The sequence below is a fragment of the Dactylosporangium sp. NBC_01737 genome, assembly GCF_035963215.1.
In the GTDB taxonomy this organism is placed as follows: domain Bacteria; phylum Actinomycetota; class Actinomycetes; order Mycobacteriales; family Micromonosporaceae; genus Dactylosporangium.
Window position 1 is genome coordinate 1,925,033 of sequence record NZ_CP109153.1, and the last position, 21,977, is coordinate 1,947,009.

Annotated in this window: 16 protein-coding genes and 1 pseudogene; 12 read left to right on the top strand and 5 right to left on the bottom strand. The window is 72.3% G+C overall.

All coding sequences use genetic code 11. From position 1 onward, the window contains the following. The first annotated feature begins 68 nt into the window (after positions 1 to 68). Positions 69 to 2,846, top strand: coding sequence for a replicative DNA helicase (gene dnaB, locus OHA72_RS08350; RefSeq protein ID WP_442788539.1), 2,778 nt, complete (start codon positions 69 to 71; stop codon positions 2,844 to 2,846). Between the two features lie 833 nt (positions 2,847 to 3,679). Here the strand turns inward: dnaB and OHA72_RS08355 are convergent. The 3 genes from OHA72_RS08355 to OHA72_RS08365 are packed head-to-tail and all read right to left on the bottom strand — an operon-like array spanning position 3,680 to position 8,058. Next, positions 3,680 to 4,300, bottom strand: coding sequence for a phosphoribosyltransferase (locus tag OHA72_RS08355; RefSeq protein WP_327007256.1), 621 nt, complete (start codon positions 4,298 to 4,300; stop codon positions 3,680 to 3,682). Positions 4,301 to 4,309: 9 nt separating this feature from the next. After that, positions 4,310 to 5,521 (bottom strand): glycosyltransferase family 87 protein, encoded by a 1,212-nt coding sequence (locus tag OHA72_RS08360; protein ID WP_327007257.1) that lies wholly within the window; start codon positions 5,519 to 5,521, stop codon positions 4,310 to 4,312. 8 nt (positions 5,522 to 5,529) lie between these two features. Further along, positions 5,530 to 8,058 (bottom strand): putative bifunctional diguanylate cyclase/phosphodiesterase, encoded by a 2,529-nt coding sequence (locus tag OHA72_RS08365; protein ID WP_327007258.1) that lies wholly within the window; start codon positions 8,056 to 8,058, stop codon positions 5,530 to 5,532. Positions 8,059 to 8,452: 394 nt separating this feature from the next. Between OHA72_RS08365 and moaC the strand changes: the two genes are divergently transcribed. The 4 genes and pseudogenes from moaC (at position 8,453) to OHA72_RS08385 (ending at position 11,006) form a co-directional block, all read left to right on the top strand. After that, positions 8,453 to 8,884 carry a cyclic pyranopterin monophosphate synthase MoaC gene (moaC, locus tag OHA72_RS08370; protein ID WP_327011510.1) on the top strand — a complete coding sequence of 144 codons (432 nt, stop codon included), beginning with the start codon at positions 8,453 to 8,455 and terminating at the stop codon, positions 8,882 to 8,884. After that, the gene (locus tag OHA72_RS08375; RefSeq protein WP_327007259.1) at positions 8,881 to 9,348 is read left to right on the top strand and encodes a MogA/MoaB family molybdenum cofactor biosynthesis protein; all 468 of its coding nucleotides are present in this window, start codon (positions 8,881 to 8,883) and stop codon (positions 9,346 to 9,348) included. The genes moaC and OHA72_RS08375 overlap by 4 nt, the downstream gene beginning before the upstream one ends. A gap of 37 nt (positions 9,349 to 9,385) precedes the next feature. Next, positions 9,386 to 10,587, top strand: a pseudogene (locus OHA72_RS08380) (molybdopterin molybdotransferase MoeA). Continuing rightward, positions 10,584 to 11,006, top strand: coding sequence for a molybdenum cofactor biosynthesis protein MoaE (locus tag OHA72_RS08385; RefSeq protein WP_327007260.1), 423 nt, complete (start codon positions 10,584 to 10,586; stop codon positions 11,004 to 11,006). Before OHA72_RS08380 ends, OHA72_RS08385 begins: the two are co-directional and overlap by 4 nt. A gap of 40 nt (positions 11,007 to 11,046) precedes the next feature. Here the strand turns inward: OHA72_RS08385 and OHA72_RS08390 are convergent, their stop codons facing one another. Next, entirely contained in the window at positions 11,047 to 11,655 is a 609-nt protein-coding gene (locus tag OHA72_RS08390) for a DoxX family protein (protein ID WP_327007261.1), read from the bottom strand. A gap of 54 nt (positions 11,656 to 11,709) precedes the next feature. Between OHA72_RS08390 and OHA72_RS08395 the strand changes: the two genes are divergently transcribed. The 7 genes from OHA72_RS08395 (at position 11,710) to OHA72_RS08425 (ending at position 20,630) form a co-directional block, all read left to right on the top strand. Then, a complete protein-coding gene (locus OHA72_RS08395) occupies positions 11,710 to 12,141 on the top strand; it encodes an SWIM zinc finger family protein (RefSeq protein WP_327007262.1) in 432 nt (143 codons plus the stop codon). Next, positions 12,113 to 13,051 (top strand): SWIM zinc finger family protein, encoded by a 939-nt coding sequence (locus tag OHA72_RS08400; protein WP_327007263.1) that lies wholly within the window; start codon positions 12,113 to 12,115, stop codon positions 13,049 to 13,051. Before OHA72_RS08395 ends, OHA72_RS08400 begins: the two co-directional genes overlap by 29 nt. Positions 13,052 to 13,802: 751 nt before the next feature. Next, the gene (locus OHA72_RS08405; RefSeq protein WP_327007264.1) at positions 13,803 to 15,323 is read left to right on the top strand and encodes a DUF5691 domain-containing protein; all 1,521 of its coding nucleotides are present in this window, start codon (positions 13,803 to 13,805) and stop codon (positions 15,321 to 15,323) included. Then, the gene (locus tag OHA72_RS08410) at positions 15,320 to 16,417 is read left to right on the top strand and encodes an ATP-binding protein (RefSeq protein ID WP_327007265.1); all 1,098 of its coding nucleotides are present in this window, start codon (positions 15,320 to 15,322) and stop codon (positions 16,415 to 16,417) included. The genes OHA72_RS08405 and OHA72_RS08410 overlap by 4 nt, the downstream gene beginning before the upstream one ends. Then, positions 16,410 to 17,732 carry a DUF5682 family protein gene (locus OHA72_RS08415; RefSeq protein WP_327007266.1) on the top strand — a complete coding sequence of 441 codons (1,323 nt, stop codon included), beginning with the start codon at positions 16,410 to 16,412 and terminating at the stop codon, positions 17,730 to 17,732. The genes OHA72_RS08410 and OHA72_RS08415 overlap by 8 nt, the downstream gene beginning before the upstream one ends. Continuing rightward, positions 17,651 to 19,471, top strand: coding sequence for a DUF5682 family protein (locus OHA72_RS08420; protein WP_327007267.1), 1,821 nt, complete (start codon positions 17,651 to 17,653; stop codon positions 19,469 to 19,471). Before OHA72_RS08415 ends, OHA72_RS08420 begins: the two co-directional genes overlap by 82 nt. Further along, positions 19,464 to 20,630, top strand: coding sequence for a VWA domain-containing protein (locus OHA72_RS08425; protein ID WP_327007268.1), 1,167 nt, complete (start codon positions 19,464 to 19,466; stop codon positions 20,628 to 20,630). Before OHA72_RS08420 ends, OHA72_RS08425 begins: the two co-directional genes overlap by 8 nt. 9 nt (positions 20,631 to 20,639) lie before the next feature. Here the strand turns inward: OHA72_RS08425 and OHA72_RS08430 are convergent, their stop codons facing one another. Further along, positions 20,640 to 21,848 carry an ATP-binding protein gene (locus tag OHA72_RS08430; RefSeq protein ID WP_327007269.1) on the bottom strand — a complete coding sequence of 403 codons (1,209 nt, stop codon included), beginning with the start codon at positions 21,846 to 21,848 and terminating at the stop codon, positions 20,640 to 20,642. Between the last annotated feature and the right edge of the window lie 129 nt (positions 21,849 to 21,977).

Below are 21,977 nucleotides of genomic sequence, written 5' to 3' on the forward strand. Positions count from 1 at the left end.
CGCGCGGCGATTTTTTGTCATACCCGCGAGGTCTACTGGTCAGTGCGGGTATGACGTTGGAGGGGCGAGTGTCGATCACTGAAGACAGGCGAGGCGGCGACCCATGGGACGACGCAACCCCGGCGGAGCCGCGCCGGCAGCCCCCGAAGGACCAACCACAGGCATCTGAGCGCCCGTCCGGCGGCGCCGAGACCTTCGAGCGCACCCCACCGCAGGACGTCGCGGCGGAGCAGAGCGTCCTCGGCGGCATGCTGCTGTCCAAGGACGCCATCGCCGACGTCGTCGAGATCCTCAAGTCCCACGACTTCTACCGGCCCAACCACACCGTCGTCTTCGACGCGATCCTCGACCTCTACGGTCGCGGCGAGCCCGCCGACGCCGTCACCGTCGCCGCGGCCCTGACCGACGCGGGCGAGATCGCCAAGGTCGGCGGCGCCGCCTACCTGCACACCCTCATGGCCGCCGTGCCCACCGCCGCCAACGCCTCCTACTACGCCCGCATCGTCGCCGAGCGCGCCGTCCTGCGCCGCGTCATCGAGGCCGGCACCCGCATCGTCCAGCTCGGCTACGGCTCCGCCGGCCCGGGCGGCCGCGACGTCGACGACGTCGTCGACCTCGCCCAGCAGGCCATCTACGACGTCACCGAGAAGCGCGTCAGCGAGGACTTCGCCGTCCTCGCCGAGATGCTCCAGCCAACCCTCGACGAGATCGAAGCCGTCGGCGCCCAAGGCGGCGTCATGACCGGCGTCCCCACCGGCTTCAGCGACCTCGACCGCCTCCTCAACGGCCTGCACCCCGGCCAGTTGGTGATCGTCGCCGGCCGACCCGGGCTGGGCAAGGCCCTGGCGCTCGACACACCGCTTCCGACGCCCGACGGCTGGACGACGATGGGCGAGGTCAAAGTCGGCGACCAGTTGCTCGACGCCGACGGCAAGCCGACGACGATCATCAACGCGTTCGACGTCCTGCACGGCCGCCCCTGCTTCGAAGTCGAGTTCTCCGACGGCAGCGTGATCGTCGCCGACGCCGAGCATCTCTGGAAGACCACCACCAGGGCCGCCCGGCGGCAGCGCGCTGAGATCGCGTCGACGCCGCAATGGCCCGAAACTGCACGCGCCCAGGTCGCGCCGGCCTTGGCGCATGCGATGGCTCAGCCGGACTCGCTCGTGACGTTCGGCGAGGCGGTCCAAATCGTCGGATCCCCGTTCCGGCACGTGCTCCACGTCGTGGGCAGCGAGGTCGGCACGTCGGACGACGTCGTCCGCGAGTATCAGCGCGCGGGCAGGCCGTGGCAACGCTCGATCCAGGCCTATTCCAAGCATGCGCTGCTCACGACGCTGCACCGGCGGATCACCAGGACCGTCAATGCCGAGACGACTGCCAGGCACGACGGAGTCGTCACCACCGAGGACATCGCGGCAACGCTCCGGCATCCGATGGACGGCCGCCTCAACCACGCGGTGGACAACTGCCGCCCGTTGCAACTGCCCGAGCGCGACCTGTTGGTGCCGCCCTACACGCTCGGGGCGTGGCTCGGCGACGGCCACTCCGCGGCCGGACGCATCACCACCGCCGATCCGCAGATCGTCGCCGACATCGCCGATGACGGGTTCGAGATCAGGCCGAGTTCGGCGCACCCGATGCTGTATGGCATCGGTAGGGCGCCCGAGCAGGGTCCGGCGCTGGTGCATGATCTGCGAGTGCTCGGTGTGCTCAACAACAAGCACGTCCCGTCCGGCTATCTCCGCAGCTCGGAGCGGCAACGGCGCGCGCTGCTGGCCGGCCTGCTGGACACCGACGGCACGGTGACGACCACCGGCAACGTGCAGTTCACGTCCACCTCGGCACGGCTCGCGGGCGACGTGCGTGAGCTGATCGTCAGTCTCGGCTACCGGTGCACGGTGACGACGAGGCAGGTCAAGGGCCGCACCCCGGCCAGTTCCATCGCCTACACCTTGAACTTCACGACCGTGGACGACGTGTTCCGGCTGGAGCGGAAGCGGTCCGCACACCAGGCGCGACGGCGGACCACCAGCACATCAAGGACCGCGTCTCGGTTCATCGTCGACGTCAGGCCAGTTGCGAGCGTCCCCGTGCGCTGCGTGCAGGTCGACAACGTCGATCACCTCTACCTCGCCGGCCGTTCGATGATCCCGACCCACAACTCCACCGCCGCGATGGACTTCAGCCGGGCGGCGTCGGTGAAGCACAACATGGCGAGCGCGATCTTCAGCCTGGAAATGTCCAAGGTCGAGATCGTCATGCGACTGCTCTCGGCTGAGGCGCGGGTGCCGCTGCACGTGCTGCGGTCGGGGCAGCTGTCGGACGACGACTGGACGAAGCTGGCCCGCAGGATGGGCGAGATCAGCGAGGCACCGCTGTTCGTCGACGACACGCCGAACATGAACCTCATGGAGATCCGGGCCAAGGCCCGACGGCTCAAGCAGCGCCACGACCTCAAGCTGATCATCGTCGACTATCTGCAGCTGATGACGAGCCCGAAGCGGACCGAGAGCCGGCAGCAGGAGGTCGCGGACCTGTCGCGTGGCCTGAAGCTGCTCGCGAAAGAGGTCGAGTGTCCGGTGGTCGCGGTCAGCCAGCTGAACCGTGGCCCAGAGCAGCGCACCGACAAGCGCCCGCAGCTGTCTGACCTGCGCGAGAGTGGTTCGATCGAGCAGGATGCCGACGTGGTCATCCTGTTGCACCGTGACGACTACTACGACAAGGAGTCTCCGCGCGCGGGTGAGGCGGACTTCATCGTTGCCAAGCACCGTAACGGGCCTACGGACACGATCACGGTCGCCGCGCAGCTGCACCTGTCGCGTTTCGTGGACATGGCGATCTAGAGGCGCCATCGGCGGGTCCTCGGTCGTGGTCGCGGGGCGCCATTGGGCCCAGGCCCAACATCGACGTTCGCACCTGCTCGGAGGTGTCGGCGGCCCCGTTGCGCAGGCTCCGTAGCTGCTCGCTGCCGCCGTTCAAAGGGCGCCACGGCGAAGTGTTCGTGCCGACCTGGTCCACGCACGGCAGTGGGGTTGGGACTCGACCGGCGTCTTGGGTAAGAGGCCGGCGCCCCACCGAGTCGCTCTATGGGCGACCAGCAATAGGCGCGCCGGCCGTGAAGGCGTCCCACGACGTCGCCGATCACCGCCACGCGTCCGGGTGCGGGACGAGCACGATGCTGCGGTGAAGGTCGCCGTCCGACGGGTGGTCTTCCCGGCTCTGACCCCTTCTCGTGATCGCGGAACTTCACTGGGCTTGGGGCGCCACGAAAATTCCGTGATCACGCTGGCGGGCGGGCGGGGTGCGAAGCGAATGCAATCCTGACCTACTGCCGGTCGCTCGCACAGAGTGGATCTTCTCCGGTAGTCGAAGGCGCGTGCTGGTCGTGTGGACGGCCGCGGCCATCCTTCGATCATGGCGCCCAGACGTTAGGCGGTTCGCGAAGGTGGGCCCACGTCCGGGTGCGGGACAGGAGCGGTCCCGTGGTGAAGGTCGCCGTCCGACGTGTGGCACTGCCCGGTCACTTCTTCGTGATCACGGAACTTCATTGGGCTTGGGGTGTCACTGAAATCCGTGATCACGGCATCGGGCATGCGTGCCGTCGCAGCGGTCGGCCCGAGCCCGAGCGGCGCGAAGCGAGCGTGATCTTGATCTGTCGATCTGAGGTCCGATGCGGTCAGGCGCGGCTCAGGAGGCGGGCGACCTCGGCGTCCGGGACCTGGTGGAAGTCGTCGTAGTAGCGGCTGACGGCGCCGAAGTAGTCGGATATCAAGGGGCAGACGACCTCGTCGGCGGCGAGGGACAGGCGCCGCACGGCAGGAGTCGCGCCGACCGGGACGGCCAGCACCACGCGGGCGGCCGACAGGGCTCTGGCGACCGCGATCGCCGCGCCCGCCGTGGCGCCGGTGGCCAGGCCGTCGTCGATGATGAGGGCGACCCGCCCGGTGAGGTCCAGCGGGTCGCGGCCGATGCGGAAGAGGCGGTCGCGGCGGCGGAGTTCGGCGGTTTCGTGGCGGATGACCGGGGCCATCTCGTGTGGTTCGAGGCTGATCTCAGGGTTGAGGACCTGCACGCCGCCGGGGCCGATCGCGCCGAAGGCGACCTCGGGCGCCCAGGGGACGCCGAGCTTGCGCACGACCAGGGCGTCGAGCTGGACGCGGAGGCGGTCGGCGACCTCGGCGGCGACGGGCATGCCGCCGCGGACCAGGCCGAGTGCGATGACGTCGGGCCGGTCGGCGTAGCCGGTGAGGAGCGCGGCGAGTGCGGCGCCGGCTTCTTGGCGGTCCCGGAAGGCCATGCTTCCTGTTTACGCCGCTCCGGAGGATGCCGACCAGAGATTGGCGGGTCGATCAACGGGGGCGGGCGGCGGGCGCAGCGCCCACCACAAAGCAAGAAAGGCGGCCGGGTAGAGCAGGTAGCCGAAACGGGTCGACGGGATGAGCATGATCGCCGCGGTGAGGCCGACGGTGATGACGAGGGCGGCGGCTCGGGTGCTCTGTGGCGGGCGGCGGAGCAGCCAGATGCCGATGGCGAGGCCGGCGGCGACCAGCAGCGAGAGGGCGATGGTGCGTCCGGCGGCCGTCGACGAGGCGATGAGCTGGCCGGGCAGCGGGGACTGGGCGGGGCTGGTGACGAGGCCGTGGCCGGCGGGGAAGCGCAGGACGTTCTCGACGAACGCGGACGGGGCGACGACCAGCGCGGGCAGCATCACCAGGATCGGCAGGCCGAGAGCTCCGGCGGCGAGGGCGCGGAGGCGCGGAGCGCCCGCCTGCCAGGCGAGCACCATCAGTACCAGCGCCGCAGGAAGGGCGAACAGCTTCAACGCTCCGGCCACGCCGATGGCGACCCCGGCCGCGGCCCAGCGGTGGCGGGCGGTGAAGGCCATGGCGAGCAGTGACAGGCTGACCACGGGCAGGTCGTCGCCGCCGGTGGTGAGGGTGAGGGTGCAGATCGGCAGGACGGCGACGGACTGGGCGATGAGGACGAGCCCGGGCGGGGCGACCAGGTCGGCGAGCAGTCGGAGGGTCCAGAGCAGCGCGCCGATGGTGGCGGCCGCGAACCAGATCCGGGCGTCGGTCCACCAGTGGTCGCCGAGGAGCGCTCGGGGGATGCCGAAGATCGACATGCCGGGTTGGTACGGCGAATAGCCGAGCAACCGCTCCGACGCGGGGAGTGCGGCGATGTCGGGGCGGTCGAGGTAGGGCGTGCCGGTGTCGAGGAGTCGCCGGCCCATCTGCTCGACGACGAGGACCTCCTCCTGCGCGCGGTCGGTGCGGCCGCCGGCGCGCTGCACGGCCTGCGTGACCAGGGGCACGAGCGTGACCGCCGTGAAGACGACGAAGGTCAGCAGGAGCCGGCGGAGCACGACGAGCGTGATGAGGAACGCGCAGGCGTAGCCCCACCAGGCGATGGCACCCCAGGCACGGTGCGGCGGCAAGGTCGACGTGACGGCGGTGATCGCGGCGAACACGGCGGACAGTCCGTAGAGCACGGCGTCGCTGATCCGGGCGCGAGACATGAACGTGGCTATGGCACCCATTCTTGCCCGGGCTCGGCCGCGCCGATGCGGCGGGACCGGCGGTTGCGCGGCAGCCGGATGACGGTGTCGGTGTCGTGCAGGGGTGGCGCGAGGCAGCCGGGTTGGCCGTCGTGGCCGCGGCGCAGGGCGGCGAGGAGCCGGTCGGCGGGCATGGCGCGGGCGAAGAGATGGCCCTGGCCGGCGGGGCAGCCGAGCTCCCAGAGCTGCTGGCGCTGGTTCTCGCGTTCGATGCCTTCGGCGACGACGACCAGGCCGAGGCTGCGGCCGAGGTCGATGGTGGAGCGGACGACGGCGCCGGGGGCGGAGGCGTTCATGGCGGCGACGAAGCTGCGGTCGATCTTGAGTTCGTCGACGGCGACCCGGGCGAGGGTGGCCAGGGAGGAGAAGCCGGTGCCGAAGTCGTCGAGGGCGAGGCGGATGCCCTGGTCGCGCAGTGCCGCGAGGACGTCGTCCACGACCTCGAGTTTGCTGAGGGTCACGGACTCGGTGAGCTCGATGACGAGTGAGGAGGACGGCACGCCGCGGGCGGCGAGGCGGCGGGCGACGGCGTCGGGGAACGACGGGTCGAGCAGGCTGCGGGGCGAGACGTTGACGGCGACGGGGATGGGGTGACCCGCGTCGGCCCATTGCGAGACGGCGGTCAGTGCCTGGTCGAGGACGGCGTCTGCGAAGGCGGAGAGCTGGCCGGAGCGTTCGATCGCGGGCAGGAACCGGTCGGGTGCGAGGTCGCCGCGGTCGGGGTGGTGCCAGCGGGTGAGTGCCTCGGCGCCGATGACCTGGCCGGTGGCGAGGTCGACGATCGGCTGGAAGTTGACCACGAACTGGCCTTCGGCGACGGCGCGGGCGAGGTCGCCGCCGAGGGTGAGGGTGCCGATGTCGGCGGTGTCGCGGGCGTGCGCGTAGACGACGACCCGTTGGCCGTCCTGTTTCGCCTGGTACATGGCGACGTCGGCGCGCCGCAGCAGCTCGCCGATGGTGCCGCCGCTGGCGGTGGTGACGCCGCAGCTGGCCTCGACGCTGATGCGCATGTCATCGAGCTGGATGGGCGGGGCGAGGGCGTCGAGGATCGCGTGGGCGCGCATCTCGGCGAGGGCGGGTGCGCTGAGGTTGGCGAGGATGACGGCGAACTCGTCGCCGCCGAACCGTGCGACCAGGTCGCCTTCGCGGACGGCGGCGGAGAGGCGTTCGCCGACGGTGATGAGCACCCGGTCGCCGGCGGAGTGGCCGAGGGTGTCGTTGACCTCTTTGAAGTGGTTGAGGTCGATGAGCAGGACGCCGACGATGCCGGTGGCGAGGACCTCGTCGCCGTACTGCTGCAGCTTGCGCCGGTTGGCGAGGCGGGTGAGGGGGTCCTGGGCGGCGGCGCGGGCGTTGCTGTCGGCGAGGCGTTGGGTCTCGGCGAAGGTGGAGGCGTTGCGGATGGCGGTGCACAGCGCGGCGGCGAAGGTGTGCAGCGTGTAGCCCTCGCGCTCGGTGAGCTTGACCGGTGACCGGAACCGCAGGCGCAGTTCGCCGAGGTCGGCGTCGCCGCGGTAGCTCTCCAGGCCGATCGGGATGACGAATCCGGTCACCGGGGGCGCGTCGTCGGGGTTGCCGTCGTACAGAATGTCGCGGCCGTTGCTGCGCACGAGCCGGGCCTCGTCGGTCGGCGGGCGGATCTGGACCTCGACCTCGTCGGTGGAGAAGAGTTCCGCGGCCTTGCGCACGGCGGCGTGGAGCACGGCGGTCTGGTCCACGGAGTTGAACTCGTCGGTGGCCTCGGCTAGCCGCTGCCAGGCCTCGTTGCCCTGGCGGGCGCGGACGCGGTTGCCGGAGGCGAGGTGGATGCACCACAGCAGCAGCGGCAGGAGCAGCAGGAGCCAGTAGTTGATGTAGTACGCGACGACGGCGGCGACGGCGATGACGAATGCGCCGGCCTGTGCGACGGCGAGGTTGCCCCAGTCTGCGAGCAGGCGCTGCCGGTACGGCGTATGGGTGAGCATCGCGAACAGGGCCTTGGACACGAGCTCGTCGACGGCGGTGTACGCGAGGGAGGCGATGACGGTGGCGGTCAGCGCGCCGCTGAGCGGTCCGGTGTGGTCCGGGGCCACCAGGATCGGCTGGAACCCCACGGCGGCCACCGCGAGCGTCGCGGCGGTGCTGTTGAGCACGTCCTTGCCGACATTGAAACTGATTTTCACCGGCACGTGCGCCACGTTCAGCAACTGGTCGGTGATTTTGCCGACGGCCACGGAGAGGATCACGAGCGGGGCCGGTAGGAACACCGCTGCCAAGGTGATGACGGCCGATACCGGCGTCCAACCGTGCAGCGTCGAGCGGATCCGCATCTGGATGCGCATGTATCCGCAGCCAATGACCAGCACGGTCGGCAGCGGCAGGACGAGCATGAGGCTGCCGTAGCCCCTGATCAGCCACAATGCTGCGATGACGGCGATGCCCGCACCGACGACGACGGGACCAACAAGACGCCAGAGGCGCCGGTTGGTCGCGTCGTCGGTACCCAATGGTCTTTGCATCGCGGTCTGTTCATCGTGACCGATGGTTGTGTGCCTCTGTCAAGGCCGAGCTTTCAGAGCCACTCGTGTCCACGCATTTTTGCCCCCTAGGTCGTTTTCGCGGTTACGACCCCCGTGCCGTCAGGGATATCGATGTGTATCGAACTCCCTGGCGTTGAACGAAGCCTAGGGTGCATTTCGCAAGTTGCCCATACCCATTTGTCCGTCGACTCATAGTTTGCGAAGAAGGGCACGGGTTGTCATATTTTGGTAACGTGAAAGTTACGCTCCGTAGAACGGAATCGACGCATCTTCCCACTAGCGTGCATGATCAAACGACAGTTCACCGCACGATCGATAAGGTGAAGTCGTGGCACACGAACTGACCCATGTCGACCAGAGCGGTGCGGCCCGGATGGTGGACGTCGCCGGCAAGGAAATCACCGCGCGACGTGCGGTTGCGGCTGGTTCCGTCCGTACGACCGCTGAAGTAATAGCGTTGCTGTACGACGGTGCGTTACCCAAAGGTGACGCCTTGGCCGTTGCCCGGATCGCCGGAATCATGGGCGCGAAACGCACGCCCGATCTCATCCCGTTATGTCATCCGATTGCCCTTCATGGGGTGACGGTCGACTTGACTCTGAGTAACGGGACGGTTGACATTGAGGTGACCACCCGCACGGCCGACCGCACCGGCGTCGAGATGGAGGCGCTCACCGCCGTCGCCGCCGCCGGCCTGGCCCTCATCGACATGATCAAGGCGGTCGACCCGGCCGCGTCGCTGGAGGGAGTGCGGGTGCTGCGCAAGGAAGGCGGCAAGACCGGCCTCTGGGAGCGGGCCTCATGAAGGCCGTCGTGATCGTCGCCTCCAACCGGGCCTCCGCCGGCGTCTACGCCGACACCAGCGGCCCCCTGCTCGTCGCCGGCCTGCGCGAGCTGGGCTGCGACGTCGGCGACCCCGTCGTCGTCCCCGACGGGCCACCGGTCGAGGAGGCGCTGCGCGCCGCGGTCGCCGGCGGCGCCGACGTGATCGTGACCAGCGGCGGCACCGGCGTCACCCCCACCGACGCCACCCCGGAGATGACCCGTCGCGTGCTCGACTACGAGGTCCCCGGCATCGCCGAGGCGATCCGGGCGGCGGGCGCCGCGAAGGTGCCGACCGCCATCCTGTCCCGCGGGCTGAGCGGCGTTGCCGGGCGCACCCTCATCGTCAACCTGCCCGGCTCGAAGGGCGGTGCCAAGGACGGCCTCGCGGTGCTCGGGCCGGTCCTCGCCCACGCGGTCGACCAACTCCGCGGCGGCGACCACTGAGCGCGATCCCTTGCCCGCCGGGGACTAGGCTCGAAGCGTGACGTTCCCGATCGCGTGGGCCGATGCCCGCGAGGCGGTGTTCGAGGCTGGATCGGCGGTCGCGTCGGGCCCCGTGCCCGTCCCCCTCGTCGAGTCCGACGGCCTGACCCTCGCCGAGCCGCTGACCACACTGACCGCGCTGCCCGCGTTTCCCACCTCGAGCGTCGACGGCTGGGCCGTGCGCGGCCCGGCACCCTGGCAGATCATCGGCAGGGTCCTCGCCGGCGACCACGCCGAGCCGCTGACCGCCGACGGCACCTGCGTGGAGATCGCCACCGGCGGCATGGTGCCCGACGGCACCCTGTATGTCGTGCGCACCGAGGACTCCGCGGTCGACGGCGATCGGGTCGTCTCCGGCGAGCCCCGCAAGATCCCCGACTGGCGGCTCACCGGCGAGGAGGCCACCCTCGGCGAGGAGCTCCTGCCGGCCGGCACGCCGATCACGCCCGGCGTCATCGGCCTGGCCGCCGCCTGCGGCTATGACACCCTGCCGTGCCGCCCCAAGCCGCGCAGCGCCCTGCTGGTCTTCGGCGACGAGCTGCTGACCGCCGGCGTCCCCGGCGACGGGCGGGTCCGCGACGCGCTCGGCCCCCGCTGCCGGCATGGCTGCGGCGGGCCGGCACCGAGGTCGTGCACCACCGCGCGCCCGTCGCGGACACCCTCGAGGACCACGTCGCCGCGCTCCGGGCCGCCGTCGACGCCGGTGCCCAGGTCATCTGCACGACCGGCGGCACCATGCACGGCCCCGTCGACCACCTGCACCCGGCGCTCGCCGAGCTCGGCGCCACCTACATCGTCAACACCGTCGCCGTCCGGCCCGGCTTCCCGATGCTCGTCGCGCAGCTGCCCGGCGGGCAGTTCGTCGCGGGCCTGCCCGGCAATCCCCAGTCGACCTTCGTAGCGTTGGTTTCGCTGGTACTGCCGCTGCTGGCCGGACTGACCGGGCGCGCCCGGCCCGAGCACACGACCGTCAAACTGGGTGCGGACATCGCCGGGCGCGGCGACTACACCCACCTGGCCCTGGTGCGCCGAGATCCGCTGGACGGGCTGGCGTATCCGGTGGCCCATGCCGGCTCCTCGATGCTGAGGGGTCTGGCCAACTCGATCGGCTTCGCGATCATTCCGCCCGGAGGGCGGGGGCTGGCGGGGACGCCGGCACACCTCGTACCACTGCCGATTCTGGATGGGGAGCGGGTGTGACCGACCGAATCACGGTCCTGGTGACCGGTGAGCCGATCGACGTGACCGCGCACGAGCTGGCGGTCTCCGATCGGGCGGCGGGTGCGGTCGTGTCCTTCGCGGGCGTGGTGCGTGACCACGACGGCGGGCGCGGCGTCGTGGAGCTCGAATACGAGGGCCACCCCAGCGCCGGTGACGTGCTCGCCGAGATTGCCGCGGAGATCGCCGCGGAGCCTGCCGTGCACGCGCTGGCCGTGTCACACCGGGTCGGGCGGCTGGAGATCGGCGATGTGGCGCTCGCGGCGGCGATCTCGACCTCGCACCGGGCGGACGCGTTCCTGCTGTGCGCGCGGCTGGTCGACGAGGTGAAGGCGAGGCTGCCGGTGTGGAAGCGGCAGGTCTTCACCGACGGCGAAGAGGAATGGGTCAACTGTCCGTAGGTCTGCCGTTTCGGACTTCGGACATTTCGCTTTGGCGGCTCTACGGTAGGCGGCGTCCCGTGCGGGCGGCGATGCGGGCGATCCGTGCGTCGCGTTGCGCGGCGTGCAGCACGTGGCGGGCCTCGCGCTGCGCCGTGTGCACGACGTGCTGCGCCTCGCGGCGTGCGGTCCGAGCGGAGTGGCCGGCGCCGCGGCGGGCGATCCGGGCCGTGTTGCGGGTCCGCCAGGCGAGACCCGGCCGGCCCTCGTTGTCCAGCGCGGCGAACAGCAGCCCGCCGATCAGGCCGAGGTTCTTCAGGAAGTTGATCCGCTGCTGGTTGCGCTGCGCCGGGTCTTCGATCTCCCAGAACGCGTGGCCCGCGAGGGTCGTCGGGACCAGCGAGCCGGCCAGTACCAGCGCCGCCGGCGTCGTCGCCTGCCCGGTCGCGAGCAGGATCCCGCCCGCGACCTGCGCCGCGCCGTTGACCCGGACCAGCGTCTCCGCGTCGGTCGGCAGGCTCGGGTGCACCGCCTTCAACGTCGGCTCCAGCCGGTCGGTGAGCGGCCGGGCCTTGTCGGCGAGTTTCGCGGGGTCACGGAACGCGGCCCAGCCCTGAATGACGAAGATCGCGGCGAGCATCGAGCGGGCCGCGGTGCGCACGGGTCTCATGCCGGGTTCATACCCAACCACGGAATGTCGTACCCCCTCACTACGCTTCGCAGCATGGCCGAAACTTCGACGGAGACGACGGTCTGGACCACCGACCAGGTCATGGCGCTGGCACCCGACTCGTCCGCGCAGCGGGCGGCCAGGGGCATGGCCGGCGACCGCGCCTGGCTGGAGTCCGGGCTCAGCGCCACCGACGACGTCCCGCCGACGATCTGGGGCCTCTGCCAAGGCAGCGGCAGCACGCCCTATCAGACCGCCGTCGATCTGACCGAGCCCGCGTTCAAGTGCACCTGCCCGAGCCGCAAGTTCCCCTGCAAGCACGCGCTGGCCCTGCTGCTGCGCTGGTCGGCCGGCAGCGTCAACGACGCGACCGCACCCGGCTGGGTCCAGGAGTGGCAGTCCTCGCGCGCTGCCCGCCGCTCCGTCCCCGCCCAGACCTCGCCGGCCGCACCCGGCGGTGGCGGAGGCGGCGCGCCCCCCGGGTGAGAAGGCGCAGGCCCGCCGGGCCGACCGGATCTCCGCCGGGCTCGACGAGCTCGACCGCTGGCTCGCCGACCAGGCCCGCGCCGGGCTGGCGAGCGTCGCCAAGAGCGGCTATGCGCACTGGGACACGATGGCCGCCCGGCTGGTCGACGCCCAGGCGGCCGGCGCGGCGGGCATCCTGCGCCGCACCTCCGCGGTCACGGGCTCACCCGAGCGGCTCCTCGGCGAGCTCGCCCGGCTCCACCTGCTCGTCGGCGGCTATCGCCGCATGGCCGACCTCCCCGACGACCTCGCCGCGAGCGTCCGCATGCGGGTCGGCCTGCCGATCGCCACCGAGACCGTCCTCGCCGGCCCCGCCCTGCGCGACCGCTGGCAGGTCCACGGCGTCCGCGACGAGATCGAGGACCAGCTCACCGTCCGCCGCGCCTGGCTGCGTGGCGCCTCGACGCTGCGCCCCGTCCTGGTGCTGTCGTTCGCCGTCGCGGGGCAGTCCCTGCCGATCGACCTGCTCCCCGGCACCCAGATCGACGCCGACATCTGCCTCTATCCCGGCGGCCAGCCGGCCCGGGCCCTGATCGCGAAGCGCCACGGCCCACCGGCCCGCATGCCCGCCGTCGCTGGCGCCATCGGCATCGAGGCCAACCTGCGCGCCCACGCCGCTGCCCTCGCCGAGGACCCCTGGCTGGACTACTGGCCGATGACCGTCGACGCGGTCTGCCCCACCCGCGACGGCGGCACCTGGCACCTGGTCGACCCCGACGGCCTCGCCCTCCCCCTCGACCCCGCCGCCGGCGACCCGTGGCGCCTGCTCGCCATCACCGGCGGCCACCCGACCACCGTCACCGGTGAATGGTCCGCAGGCGGCCTGCGCCCCCTCGGCGCCTGGTCCGAAGGCCGACTGGTGCGCCTGTGACCAGCCTGACGACTCGTCCACCACGGCCGCGGCTGCTTCCTGCACCGGCGCCGGGGTCCGCCGGCGTGCCCATCCGCCACCGGTTGCGGGTGCTTGTTGACCTGGCGCCGGGGTCTGGTGGCGAGGCCATCCACGATCGGGTGTGGCTTGAAGCGGCGCCGGAGCTTGGCGTCGGCATGACCCGGCGACGGCGGCGGTTGCGTGCCGGCTACGCACCGCTGCGTGGCGGAGGTGACGGCGGCGGTCTGGAGCACGCGCATGGACGGCGGCTCAGACCGACGTCATGGCGTGGCGGCGCCCACGCCACGAGCGGCTCGTTTCGTGCCGGAGCCAGCGGCGTGGGCAGTCCGTTGCACGGCGGCGGCGCTCTCTGTCCGTCGCGGGTGTGGCTCAGGCATGCATCGGCGCGTCGCGGAGGTGAGGGCGTGAGCAAGCCGCCGGAGGAGCGGGGCAAGGTGCTGGCGACGATGCCGGCGTGGCGAGCCGAGGCCCCGCCGCAAAAGGCGCAGTCCTCGCCGAAGCCGCAGCCCGCAGTCGGTGCAGCCATCGCCGACGCCGCGGTCCCCGCCGATGCCGCAGGTGGCGACCACGCCGCGTCGCGCGGATCGGGGTCGTGGCGGTCGGGTTCCGACGGCGTTCCAATCGGCGGGAGTTCGGTCACGGACGTTGGCGGTTCGTTGCATGGCGGCGGCGTTTGTCGTGGTGGCGGGTGTGGCGCAGGCTCGCATCGGTGCGTGGCGGAGGTGATGGCATGAGCGGGTTGCCGGAGTGGGGCGACGTGCTGGCGACGGCGCTGGTCGGGACGCAGCGGCGGCACCTACCGGCCGGTGACGGCGACCCCGCCGAGGTGCTGCTCGACGCGGCGGCCGCGCTGACGATGTATCGGCGGGCCGGTGTCGCGGCGCGCTCCGGCGTGCCGGTGCCCGTGGCCGCGCCGGACGACTCCGGGATCCCGCTGGTGCCGTGGCCGGCGTCGGCTCGCGCGGCGGACCTGCTCGCGGTGGACGCCGCAGGTTACGGCTCCAGCAACGCGACGCCGGTGCGCGACGCCGACGGGCGGCTGGAGCTGCTCGCGGAGTGGCTGGGTGCGGTCGGGGCGCGGCGGGTGCCCGGCGAGCTGCTGCCCGCGCTGTTGGAGGTCGGTCGCCGGCACCGGATTCTGCGGAACCTGATCGCCGCGGCGGGCGGTCCGCGGGCGGAGTGGCTGGCGGCCCAGCGGCCCGACTGGGGCTACCTCGTCACCGCGACGATCGACGGTCCCGCCGACGACGGCAGCGCGTGGGAGCTCGGGTCGATCGGGCGGCGGGTGGGGTTCCTGACCGCGCTGCGGCGCCGGGATCCCGACGCGGCCCGCGACCTGCTGCGCGCCGCGTGGCCGTCGGAGACGCCGGATGACCGGGCCGCCCTGCTGGGGGCGCTGGCCACCGGCCTGTCCGGCGCGGACGAGGTGCTGCTGGAGACGGCGCTCGACGACCGGCGCAAGGAGGTGCGGGCCGCCGCGGTCGAGCTGCTCGCGCTGCTGCCCGACTCCGCGTATGCGCGGCGGATGGCTGAGCGCTCGACGGCCAGTGTGCGGGTCAGCGGCGGGCGGATCGTGGTCGTTCCTCCTGCTGCATGCGACAAGGCGATGCGCCGCGACGGGATCACGCCGCGACCTCCGGTCGGTGTGGGCGAGCGGGCCTGGTGGCTGGAGGAGTTGCTCACCCGGACGCCGCTGCGGGTGTGGGGCGAGCCGGATGAGTTCCTGCGCCTGCCCGTCACCGACGAGTGGGCCGCGGTCCTGCGTCGCGGCCTCGCCCGAGCCGCGGCCGGGCAGCGCGACGCTCCGTGGGCGACCGCGCTGACCGGCCAGCTGACCGAGGAGGTCGCGGCCGGTGGGCGGCCCGACGACCGGCTGCTGCTCGAGGCGCTGTATGACGCGTTGCCATCCGACGCGCTGTCCGCGATCGCGGTCGAGGTCCTGCGTCGCGGGCTGGCCGGCGCGGCCGCGGTCGGCGTCGAGCACGTGCTGGAGCTGTGCCCGCGACCGTGGCCGCCGGCGCTCGTCGAGGCGGTGTTCGCCGCGCTCGACGACCTCGGCGGCCGCCGATCGGCGGGGTGGCGGCTGGCCGGGCTGTGTGAGCTGGCCGCGCTGCGACTGCCCGCCGGCGCCGCGGACCGGGCCGTCAAGCTCGCCGCCGGGCTGGCGTCCGATGATCCGATGTCCTCCATCGTCGGCCGTTTCGCCGACACCCTCCGGTTCCGACAAGACATGCTCGAGGAGCTCGCGTGACCAGCACAGTCGAAGCGCAGGCAGTCCAGCGGCGGCACGCCGAGGACGAGTTCGCCGCCGAGCTGGCCGCACTGGCCGCCGGGGACGACCGGCCGCGGCCGCCGGGATGGTTGCTGTCCCCGACGGCCGTGGTGACCTACCTGCTCGGCGGGGCCGCCGCCGACGGCACGGTGATCATCCCGAAGTACGTCGGGTCGCGCCGGCTGATGGAGGTCGCGGTCGCGACCCTTGCCACAGACCGGGCGCTGCTGCTGCTCGGGGTGCCGGGCACCGCCAAGACCTGGGTGTCCGAGCACCTCGCGGCGGCGGTCAGCGGAGACTCGACGCTGCTGGTCCAGGGCACGGCGGGCACCCCCGAGGAGGCGATCCGCTACGGCTGGAACTATGCCCGCCTGCTGTCGGAAGGGCCCAGCCGGGCCGCGCTCGTGCCCAGCCCCGTCCTGCGTGCCATGGCCGACGGGAAGATCGCGCGGATCGAGGAGCTGACCCGTGTCCCGTCCGACGTGCAGGACAGCCTGATCACGGTGCTGTCCGAGAAGACCCTGCCGGTGCCCGAGCTCGGCGAGGAGGTGCAGGCCCGCAAGGGGTTCAACGTGATCGCCACCGCCAACAACCGCGACCGCGGCGTCAACGAGCTGTCCTCCGCGCTGCGCCGCCGGTTCAACACCGTGGTGCTGCCCGTGCCGGCCGGGGTCGAGGAGGAGGTCGACATCGTGTCGCGCCGGGTGACCGCGCTGGGCAAGGCGCTGGAGCTGCCCGAGCTGCCGCCCGCGGTCGACGAGATCCGCCGGGTGGTGACCGTGTTCCGGGAGCTGCGCAACGGCGCCACCGAGGACGGGCGCACCAAGCTGAAGTCGCCCAGCGGCACCCTGTCCACGGCGGAGGCGATCTCCGTGGTCACCAACGGCCTCGCGCTCGCCGCGCACTTCGGCGACGGGGTGCTGCGCGCCGGCGACGTCGCGGCCGGCATCCTCGGCGCGGTCGTCAAGGACCCGGTCTCCGACCAGGTCGTATGGCAGGAGTATCTGGAGACGGTGATCAGGGAGCGAGAAGGCTGGCGCGACTTCTACCGGGCGGCCCGTCGCGGTGAGTGATCCGCTGCTGCTCGGGGTGCGCCACCACGGACCAGGCTCGGCGCGGGCGGTGCGCCGTGCCCTGGCCGCGTTCCAGCCCGACGTGATTCTCATCGAGGGCCCCCCGGAGGCCGATCCGCTGGTGCCGTTCGCCGGGCACGAGGACATGCGGGCTCCGGTGGCGCTGCTGGCGTACCCGGCCGACAACCCCGACCCGAAGCTGCGGGCGTCGTTCTGGCCGTTCGCCGAGTTCTCCCCCGAATGGCAGGCGATCCGGTGGGCGGTCGCGTGCGACATCCCGGTCCGCTTCATCGACCTGCCCGCGGCGGTCCGTCTCGCCGTCGCCACACCCGCCGCGCCGACCCCCGCCGACGACACGGTCCGCATCGACCCGATCGGCGCTCTGGCCGAGGCCGCCGGCTACGACGATCCCGAGCGCTGGTGGGAGGACGTCGTCGAGCACCGACGGGAGCTGCCGACGATTCCACCCCTGGGCCGCCTTGGTGGCTCCACCGGCGAAGCCCAGCGCGCCGACGCCGGGGGCGCCGACGCTGGATGGAAACCGGCGAGCGGAGCCGGTCCCGCCGGACACGCCCCGGAGCAGGGCAGCGGCGGCGGCATCACGGCGGAAGGCGCCACCGCGGGAAGCACCTCGGCGGGGAGCACCGGCGTGGGGAGCGGCGCCACGGGGAGCACCGGCGTGGTGAGCGGCGCCACGGGGAGCACCGGCGTGGGGAGCGGCGCCACGGGGAGCACTTCAGAGGGAGACGCCGCCGCGGGCAGCACCGCCGCAGGAAGCACCTCGGCGGGGAACTCCGACGCCGGCCGCGCCGCGGGAAGCACCTCGGAGCGAGACGCCGCCAGGGGGAGCATTTCGGCGGGGGACCCCGCCGCGGGCAGCACCGCCGCGGGCAGCACCGCCGCGGGCAGCACCGCCGGGGCAGCACCGCCGCGGGCAGCACCGACACAGGAGGCGCCTCGGCGGGGAACGCCGAGGTCGGCCGCGCCGCCATGGGAAGCACCTTGGCGGCAGACGCCGCCATGGGAAGCACCTCGGCGGGGGACGCCGCTGCGGGCAGCACCGTCGCGGGCAGCACCGCCGCAGGAAGCACCTCGGCGGGGAACTCCGAGGCTGGCCGCGCCGCCGCGAAAAGCGGCGCAGAAAGCACCGCCGCGGGAAGCCCCACTGCGGGCAGCACCGGGGGAAGCCCCGCTGCGGAGAGCGTCGCCGACGGGCTGGGTGGGGCGGGGTCGTTGTTTGCCGTCGAGCCCGACATCGACGAGGAGCGGCTGGCCGCAGCGGTCGCGCCCTTCGCGGCGATCGCCGAGGCGATGACCGTCGTGCGGGCCCACGCGCCGGCGCCACCCGAGGCCGAGCGGGTGGACGAGGAGCGGCGCGAGGCGTACATGCGGCAGGCGCTGCGGGCGGCGGCGAAGGAGTTCGACCGGGTCGCCGTCGTGTGCGGGGCGTGGCACGTGCCGGCGTTGACCGCGCCGCTGCCCAGTGCGTCCTCCGACGCGGCGGTGCTCAAGGGGTTGCCGAAGGTCAAGGTCGCGATGACCTGGGTGCCGTGGACCCATGCGCGGCTGGCGTCGTGGCAGGGGTACGGCGCAGGGGTGCGGTCGCCGGGCTGGTATCACCATCTGTTCACCGCCGTGGACGAGCACGTCGTGGCGCGGTGGCTGGTGCGGGCGGCGGGCGTGCTGCGCAAGGACGGCGTGCCGGTGTCCAGCGCGCACGTCATCGAGGCGACCCGGCTAGCCGAGGCGCTCGCGACGATGCGCGGGCGGCCGCTCGCCGGGCTCGCCGAGGTCACCGACGCCGCGCACGCGGTGCTCTGCGACGGGGACGACCTGCGGCTCAGCCTGATCAACCGGCGGTTGGTGGTCGGTGACCGGCTCGGGCGGGTGCCGGACCAGACGCCGGGGGTGCCGATCGCGCGGGACGTGGCCAGCAGCCAGCGCCGCCTGCGGCTCCAGCCGGCGGTGAGCAGCCGCGAGATCGACCTGGACCTGCGCCGCGACCTGGACCTGCAGCGCAGCCAGCTGCTGCACCGGCTGCGGCTGCTGGGCGTGGACTGGGGTCAGGTGCTGGCCAACAGGAAGGGTCGCGGCACGTTCTGGGAGTCGTGGCAGATCGCGTGGCAGCCGGAGTTCGCCGTCGATCTGGTCGAGGCCGGCGTGTACGGGACCACGGTCCGGGAGGCGGCGACCGCTCGGGTCGCGGAGCAGGCGGCCGAGGCCGAGACCCTGGCCGACGTGACGGCGCTGGTCGAGCGGTGCCTGCTGGCGGACCTGCCGGACGCGCTGCCGGGCGTGCTCGACGCGCTCGACGAGCGGATGGCCCTCGACGCCGACGTCGCGCACCTGATGGACGCGCTGCCCGCGCTCGCCCGGACGCTGCGATACGGCGACGTGCGCGGCACGGACCTGTCGGCGCTGCGGTCGGTGACCCACGGGATGATCACGAGGGTCTGTGTGGGGCTGCCCGCGGCGGTCGGCGGGCTCGACGACGCGGCGGCGGCCGTGATGCGTGATCGCATCGATGGTGTACAGGGTGCGCTGGCGCTGATCGACGACGCCGATGCCAGCCAGCGGTGGCAGGCGCTGCTCGGTGGCCTGTCCACCCGTGACGACCTGCACGGGCTGCTGACAGGGCGGATGAGCCGGCTGCTGCTCGACGCGGGCACCGTCGACGCCGACGACATCGGCGCCAGGATGGCGTTGGTGCTGACGGTCGGGGTACCGGTCGCCAAGGCCGCCGCGTGGATCGAGGGCTTCCTCGCCGGCGACGGGCTGCTGCTGGTCCACGACGAGCGGCTGCTGGCGCTGGTCGACGCCTGGCTGACCGGTATCCCGGCGGACGGGTTCGTCGAGGTGCTGCCGCTGCTGCGACGGACGTTCAGCGGCTACCCGGCCCCGCAACGACGCATGATCGGCGAGCGGGCCGCGCACATCGGCACCGACGGGCGTCCCCGCGCCGCCGAGCACGACGACCAGGTGGACCCGGACCGCGGCGCGCTGCTGCTGCCGGTCGTGGCACGGCTGCTGGGCAAGGAGCTCCACGATGGATGAGGAAGACACCAGCCAGGACGAGCGGCTCCGCCGGTGGCGCCTGGCGCTGGGCGGCGCGTCCGGCGGCGAAGGCACCGGCTACGGCCTCACCGGCGCCGACGTATCGATCGACGCTGCGCTCGGCGCCCTGTACGACGGCGGCGAGGGCACCGGCAGCCAGCGCGGCGCGGGACTCGGCGCGTCGGCGCCACGAGTCGCGCGCTGGCTCGGCGACATCCGGCAGTACTTCCCGTCGACGGTCGTGCAGGTGATGCAGGCGGACGCGATCGAGCGGCTCGACCTGACCCGGCTGCTGCTCGAGCCGGAGATGCTCGACGCCGTCGAACCCGACGTGCACCTCGTCGGGACGCTGCTGTCGCTCAACCGGGTCATGCCCGACAAGAGCAAACGGGCCGCGCGCAAGGTCGTCACGAAGGTCGTCACCGAGCTGGAGCGGCGCATCGCCCAGCCGACCAGGACCGCGCTGGCCGGGGCGCTCAACCGGGCCGCGCGGATCAACCGGCCGCGGCACCACGACATCGACTGGAACCGGACCATCCGGGCGAATCTCAAGCACTACCAGGCCGAGCACCGCACGATCGTCCCGGAGCGGCTGATCGGTTACGGGCGCCGCGCCCAGTCGGTGCAGCGCGACGTCGTGCTGTGCGTCGACCAGTCCGGCTCGATGGCGGCGTCCGTCGTGTACTCGGGAGTGTTCGCCGCGGTGCTCGCCTCGATGCGGTCGCTGAAGACGTCGCTGGTGGTGTTCGACACCGCCGTGGTCGACCTGACCGACCAGCTCGCGGACCCGGTCGACGTGCTGTTCGGCACCCAGCTCGGCGGCGGCACGGACATCAACCGCGCCATCGCGTACGGCCAGCAGCTCATCACCCGCCCACGCGACACGATCTTCGTGCTGATCAGCGACCTGTACGAGGGCGGCGTCCGCGAGGAGATGCTCCGGCGGGTGGCCGCCATGACCTCCGCCGGCGTGCAGGTGATCACGCTGCTGGCGCTGTCGGACGAGGGGGCGCCGGACTACGACCACGAGAACGCCGCGGCGCTCGCGGCGCTCGGGGTGCCGGCGTTCGCCTGCACGCCCGACGTCTTTCCCGAGCTGATGGCCGCCGCCATCGAGCGCCGGGACCTGCGCGGGATCATCGAGAGGGCGAAGAGCTAGCCGACGGAGCTACTCGGAGGGCTGCGAGCGGATGTACCGGGCGAAGTGCGGCACCGTGAAAGCGACCGTGCCGCGCTCCCCGGAGTAGATGAGGCCCTTCTTGATGAGGGCGTCGCGGGCCGGGGAGAGGCTCGCCGGGCGGCGGCCCAGGCTGCGGGCGATCTCCGCGGTCGGCACCGCCTCGGAGACGTCGACCGCCGGCAGGAGGGTCGCCATCGTGCGCATGTATTCGCGCTCGGCCGGCGTGGCACGTTCGTAGCGGGAGCCGAAGAAGCCGACGGCCAGCTCCGCCTCCGCCTCGGGCGCCGCGACCCGCACGTCGGCGGCCGTGATCGGCGAGTGCGGCGCGTGGTCCCAGGTCGCCTTGCCGTAGGCCTGCACGAAGTACGGGTAGCCACCCGAGGCCTCGTAGAGCGCGTCGAGCGCCTTCGCCTCGTATTCGACCTCCTCACGCATCGCAGGTGCGGTGAGGGCGAGGTCCGCGGCGATGCGGTCGAGCCGGTCGATGCGCTGGTAACGGAAGAGCCGCTCAGAGTAGGACTTCGACGCGGTCAGCAGCGCCGGCAGGTGCGGCAGGCCGGCGCCGACCACGATCAGCGGCGCACCCGTCTGCGACAGCTCGTGGCACGCCGCACACATTGCCGAGATGTCGTCGGCGGACAGGTCCTGCATCTCGTCGATGAAGATCGCCACGCCGGTGCCGACGTCGGTGGCCACGCTCGCCGCGTCAGTGAACAGCTCGACCAGGTCGATCTCGATGTCGCCGGAGTCGGCGCGGCCCGTGGTCGCCGGCACGTCGATCCCCGGCTGCCACCGGTCGCGCAGCTTCGCCGGCGGCTTGTTGGGGTCCTCGCGGATCGCGAACGCCTTCAGCACCCCGAGGAACTCGTCGATCCGGTCCGGCGCCCGGTGGTGCGGGGCGAGCTCCCGGATCGCCATGTGCAGTGCCGCGGACAGCGGCCGGCGCAGCGACTGATCGGGCCGCGCCTCGATCTTGCCGGTGCCCCACAAACGTGAGATCGCCTGCGAGCGTAGCGTGTTGAGCAGCACGGTCTTGCCGACGCCGCGCAGACCGGTGAGCATCAACGAGCGCTCGGGTCGCCCGCGGGCGACGCGCTCGAGGACGACCTCGAAGGCCCGCAGCTCACGGTCACGGCCGGCGAGCTCTGGGGGCCGCTGCCCTGCGCCGGGCGCGTAAGGGTTGCGAACGGGATCCACGAATCGCACCGTATCGGCGTCTCTAGCCAAAACGCTAGAACCGCATAGAACATCCTTGTGGCGTGTCGTGCCTTGTCTAGGGCAGTCTAGGGCACACGCAAGAAAGGCTTAGATCGGTGCATCAAGTCA

Coding starts and splice junctions, on each gene's coding strand:
- OHA72_RS08355 (WP_327007256.1), bottom strand. CDS start 4,300: ATGGCCTTCCGGGACCGCCAAGAAGCCGGCGCCGCACTCGCCGCGCTC.
- OHA72_RS08360 (WP_327007257.1), bottom strand. CDS start 5,521: ATGTCTCGCGCCCGGATCAGCGACGCCGTGCTCTACGGACTGTCCGCC.
- OHA72_RS08365 (WP_327007258.1), bottom strand. CDS start 8,058: ATGCAAAGACCATTGGGTACCGACGACGCGACCAACCGGCGCCTCTGG.
- moaC (WP_327011510.1), top strand. CDS start 8,453: ATGGTGGACGTCGCCGGCAAGGAAATCACCGCGCGACGTGCGGTTGCG.
- OHA72_RS08375 (WP_327007259.1), top strand. CDS start 8,881: ATGAAGGCCGTCGTGATCGTCGCCTCCAACCGGGCCTCCGCCGGCGTC.
- OHA72_RS08390 (WP_327007261.1), bottom strand. CDS start 11,655: ATGAGACCCGTGCGCACCGCGGCCCGCTCGATGCTCGCCGCGATCTTC.
- OHA72_RS08395 (WP_327007262.1), top strand. CDS start 11,710: ATGGCCGAAACTTCGACGGAGACGACGGTCTGGACCACCGACCAGGTC.
- OHA72_RS08405 (WP_327007264.1), top strand. CDS start 13,803: ATGAGCGGGTTGCCGGAGTGGGGCGACGTGCTGGCGACGGCGCTGGTC.
- OHA72_RS08425 (WP_327007268.1), top strand. CDS start 19,464: ATGGATGAGGAAGACACCAGCCAGGACGAGCGGCTCCGCCGGTGGCGC.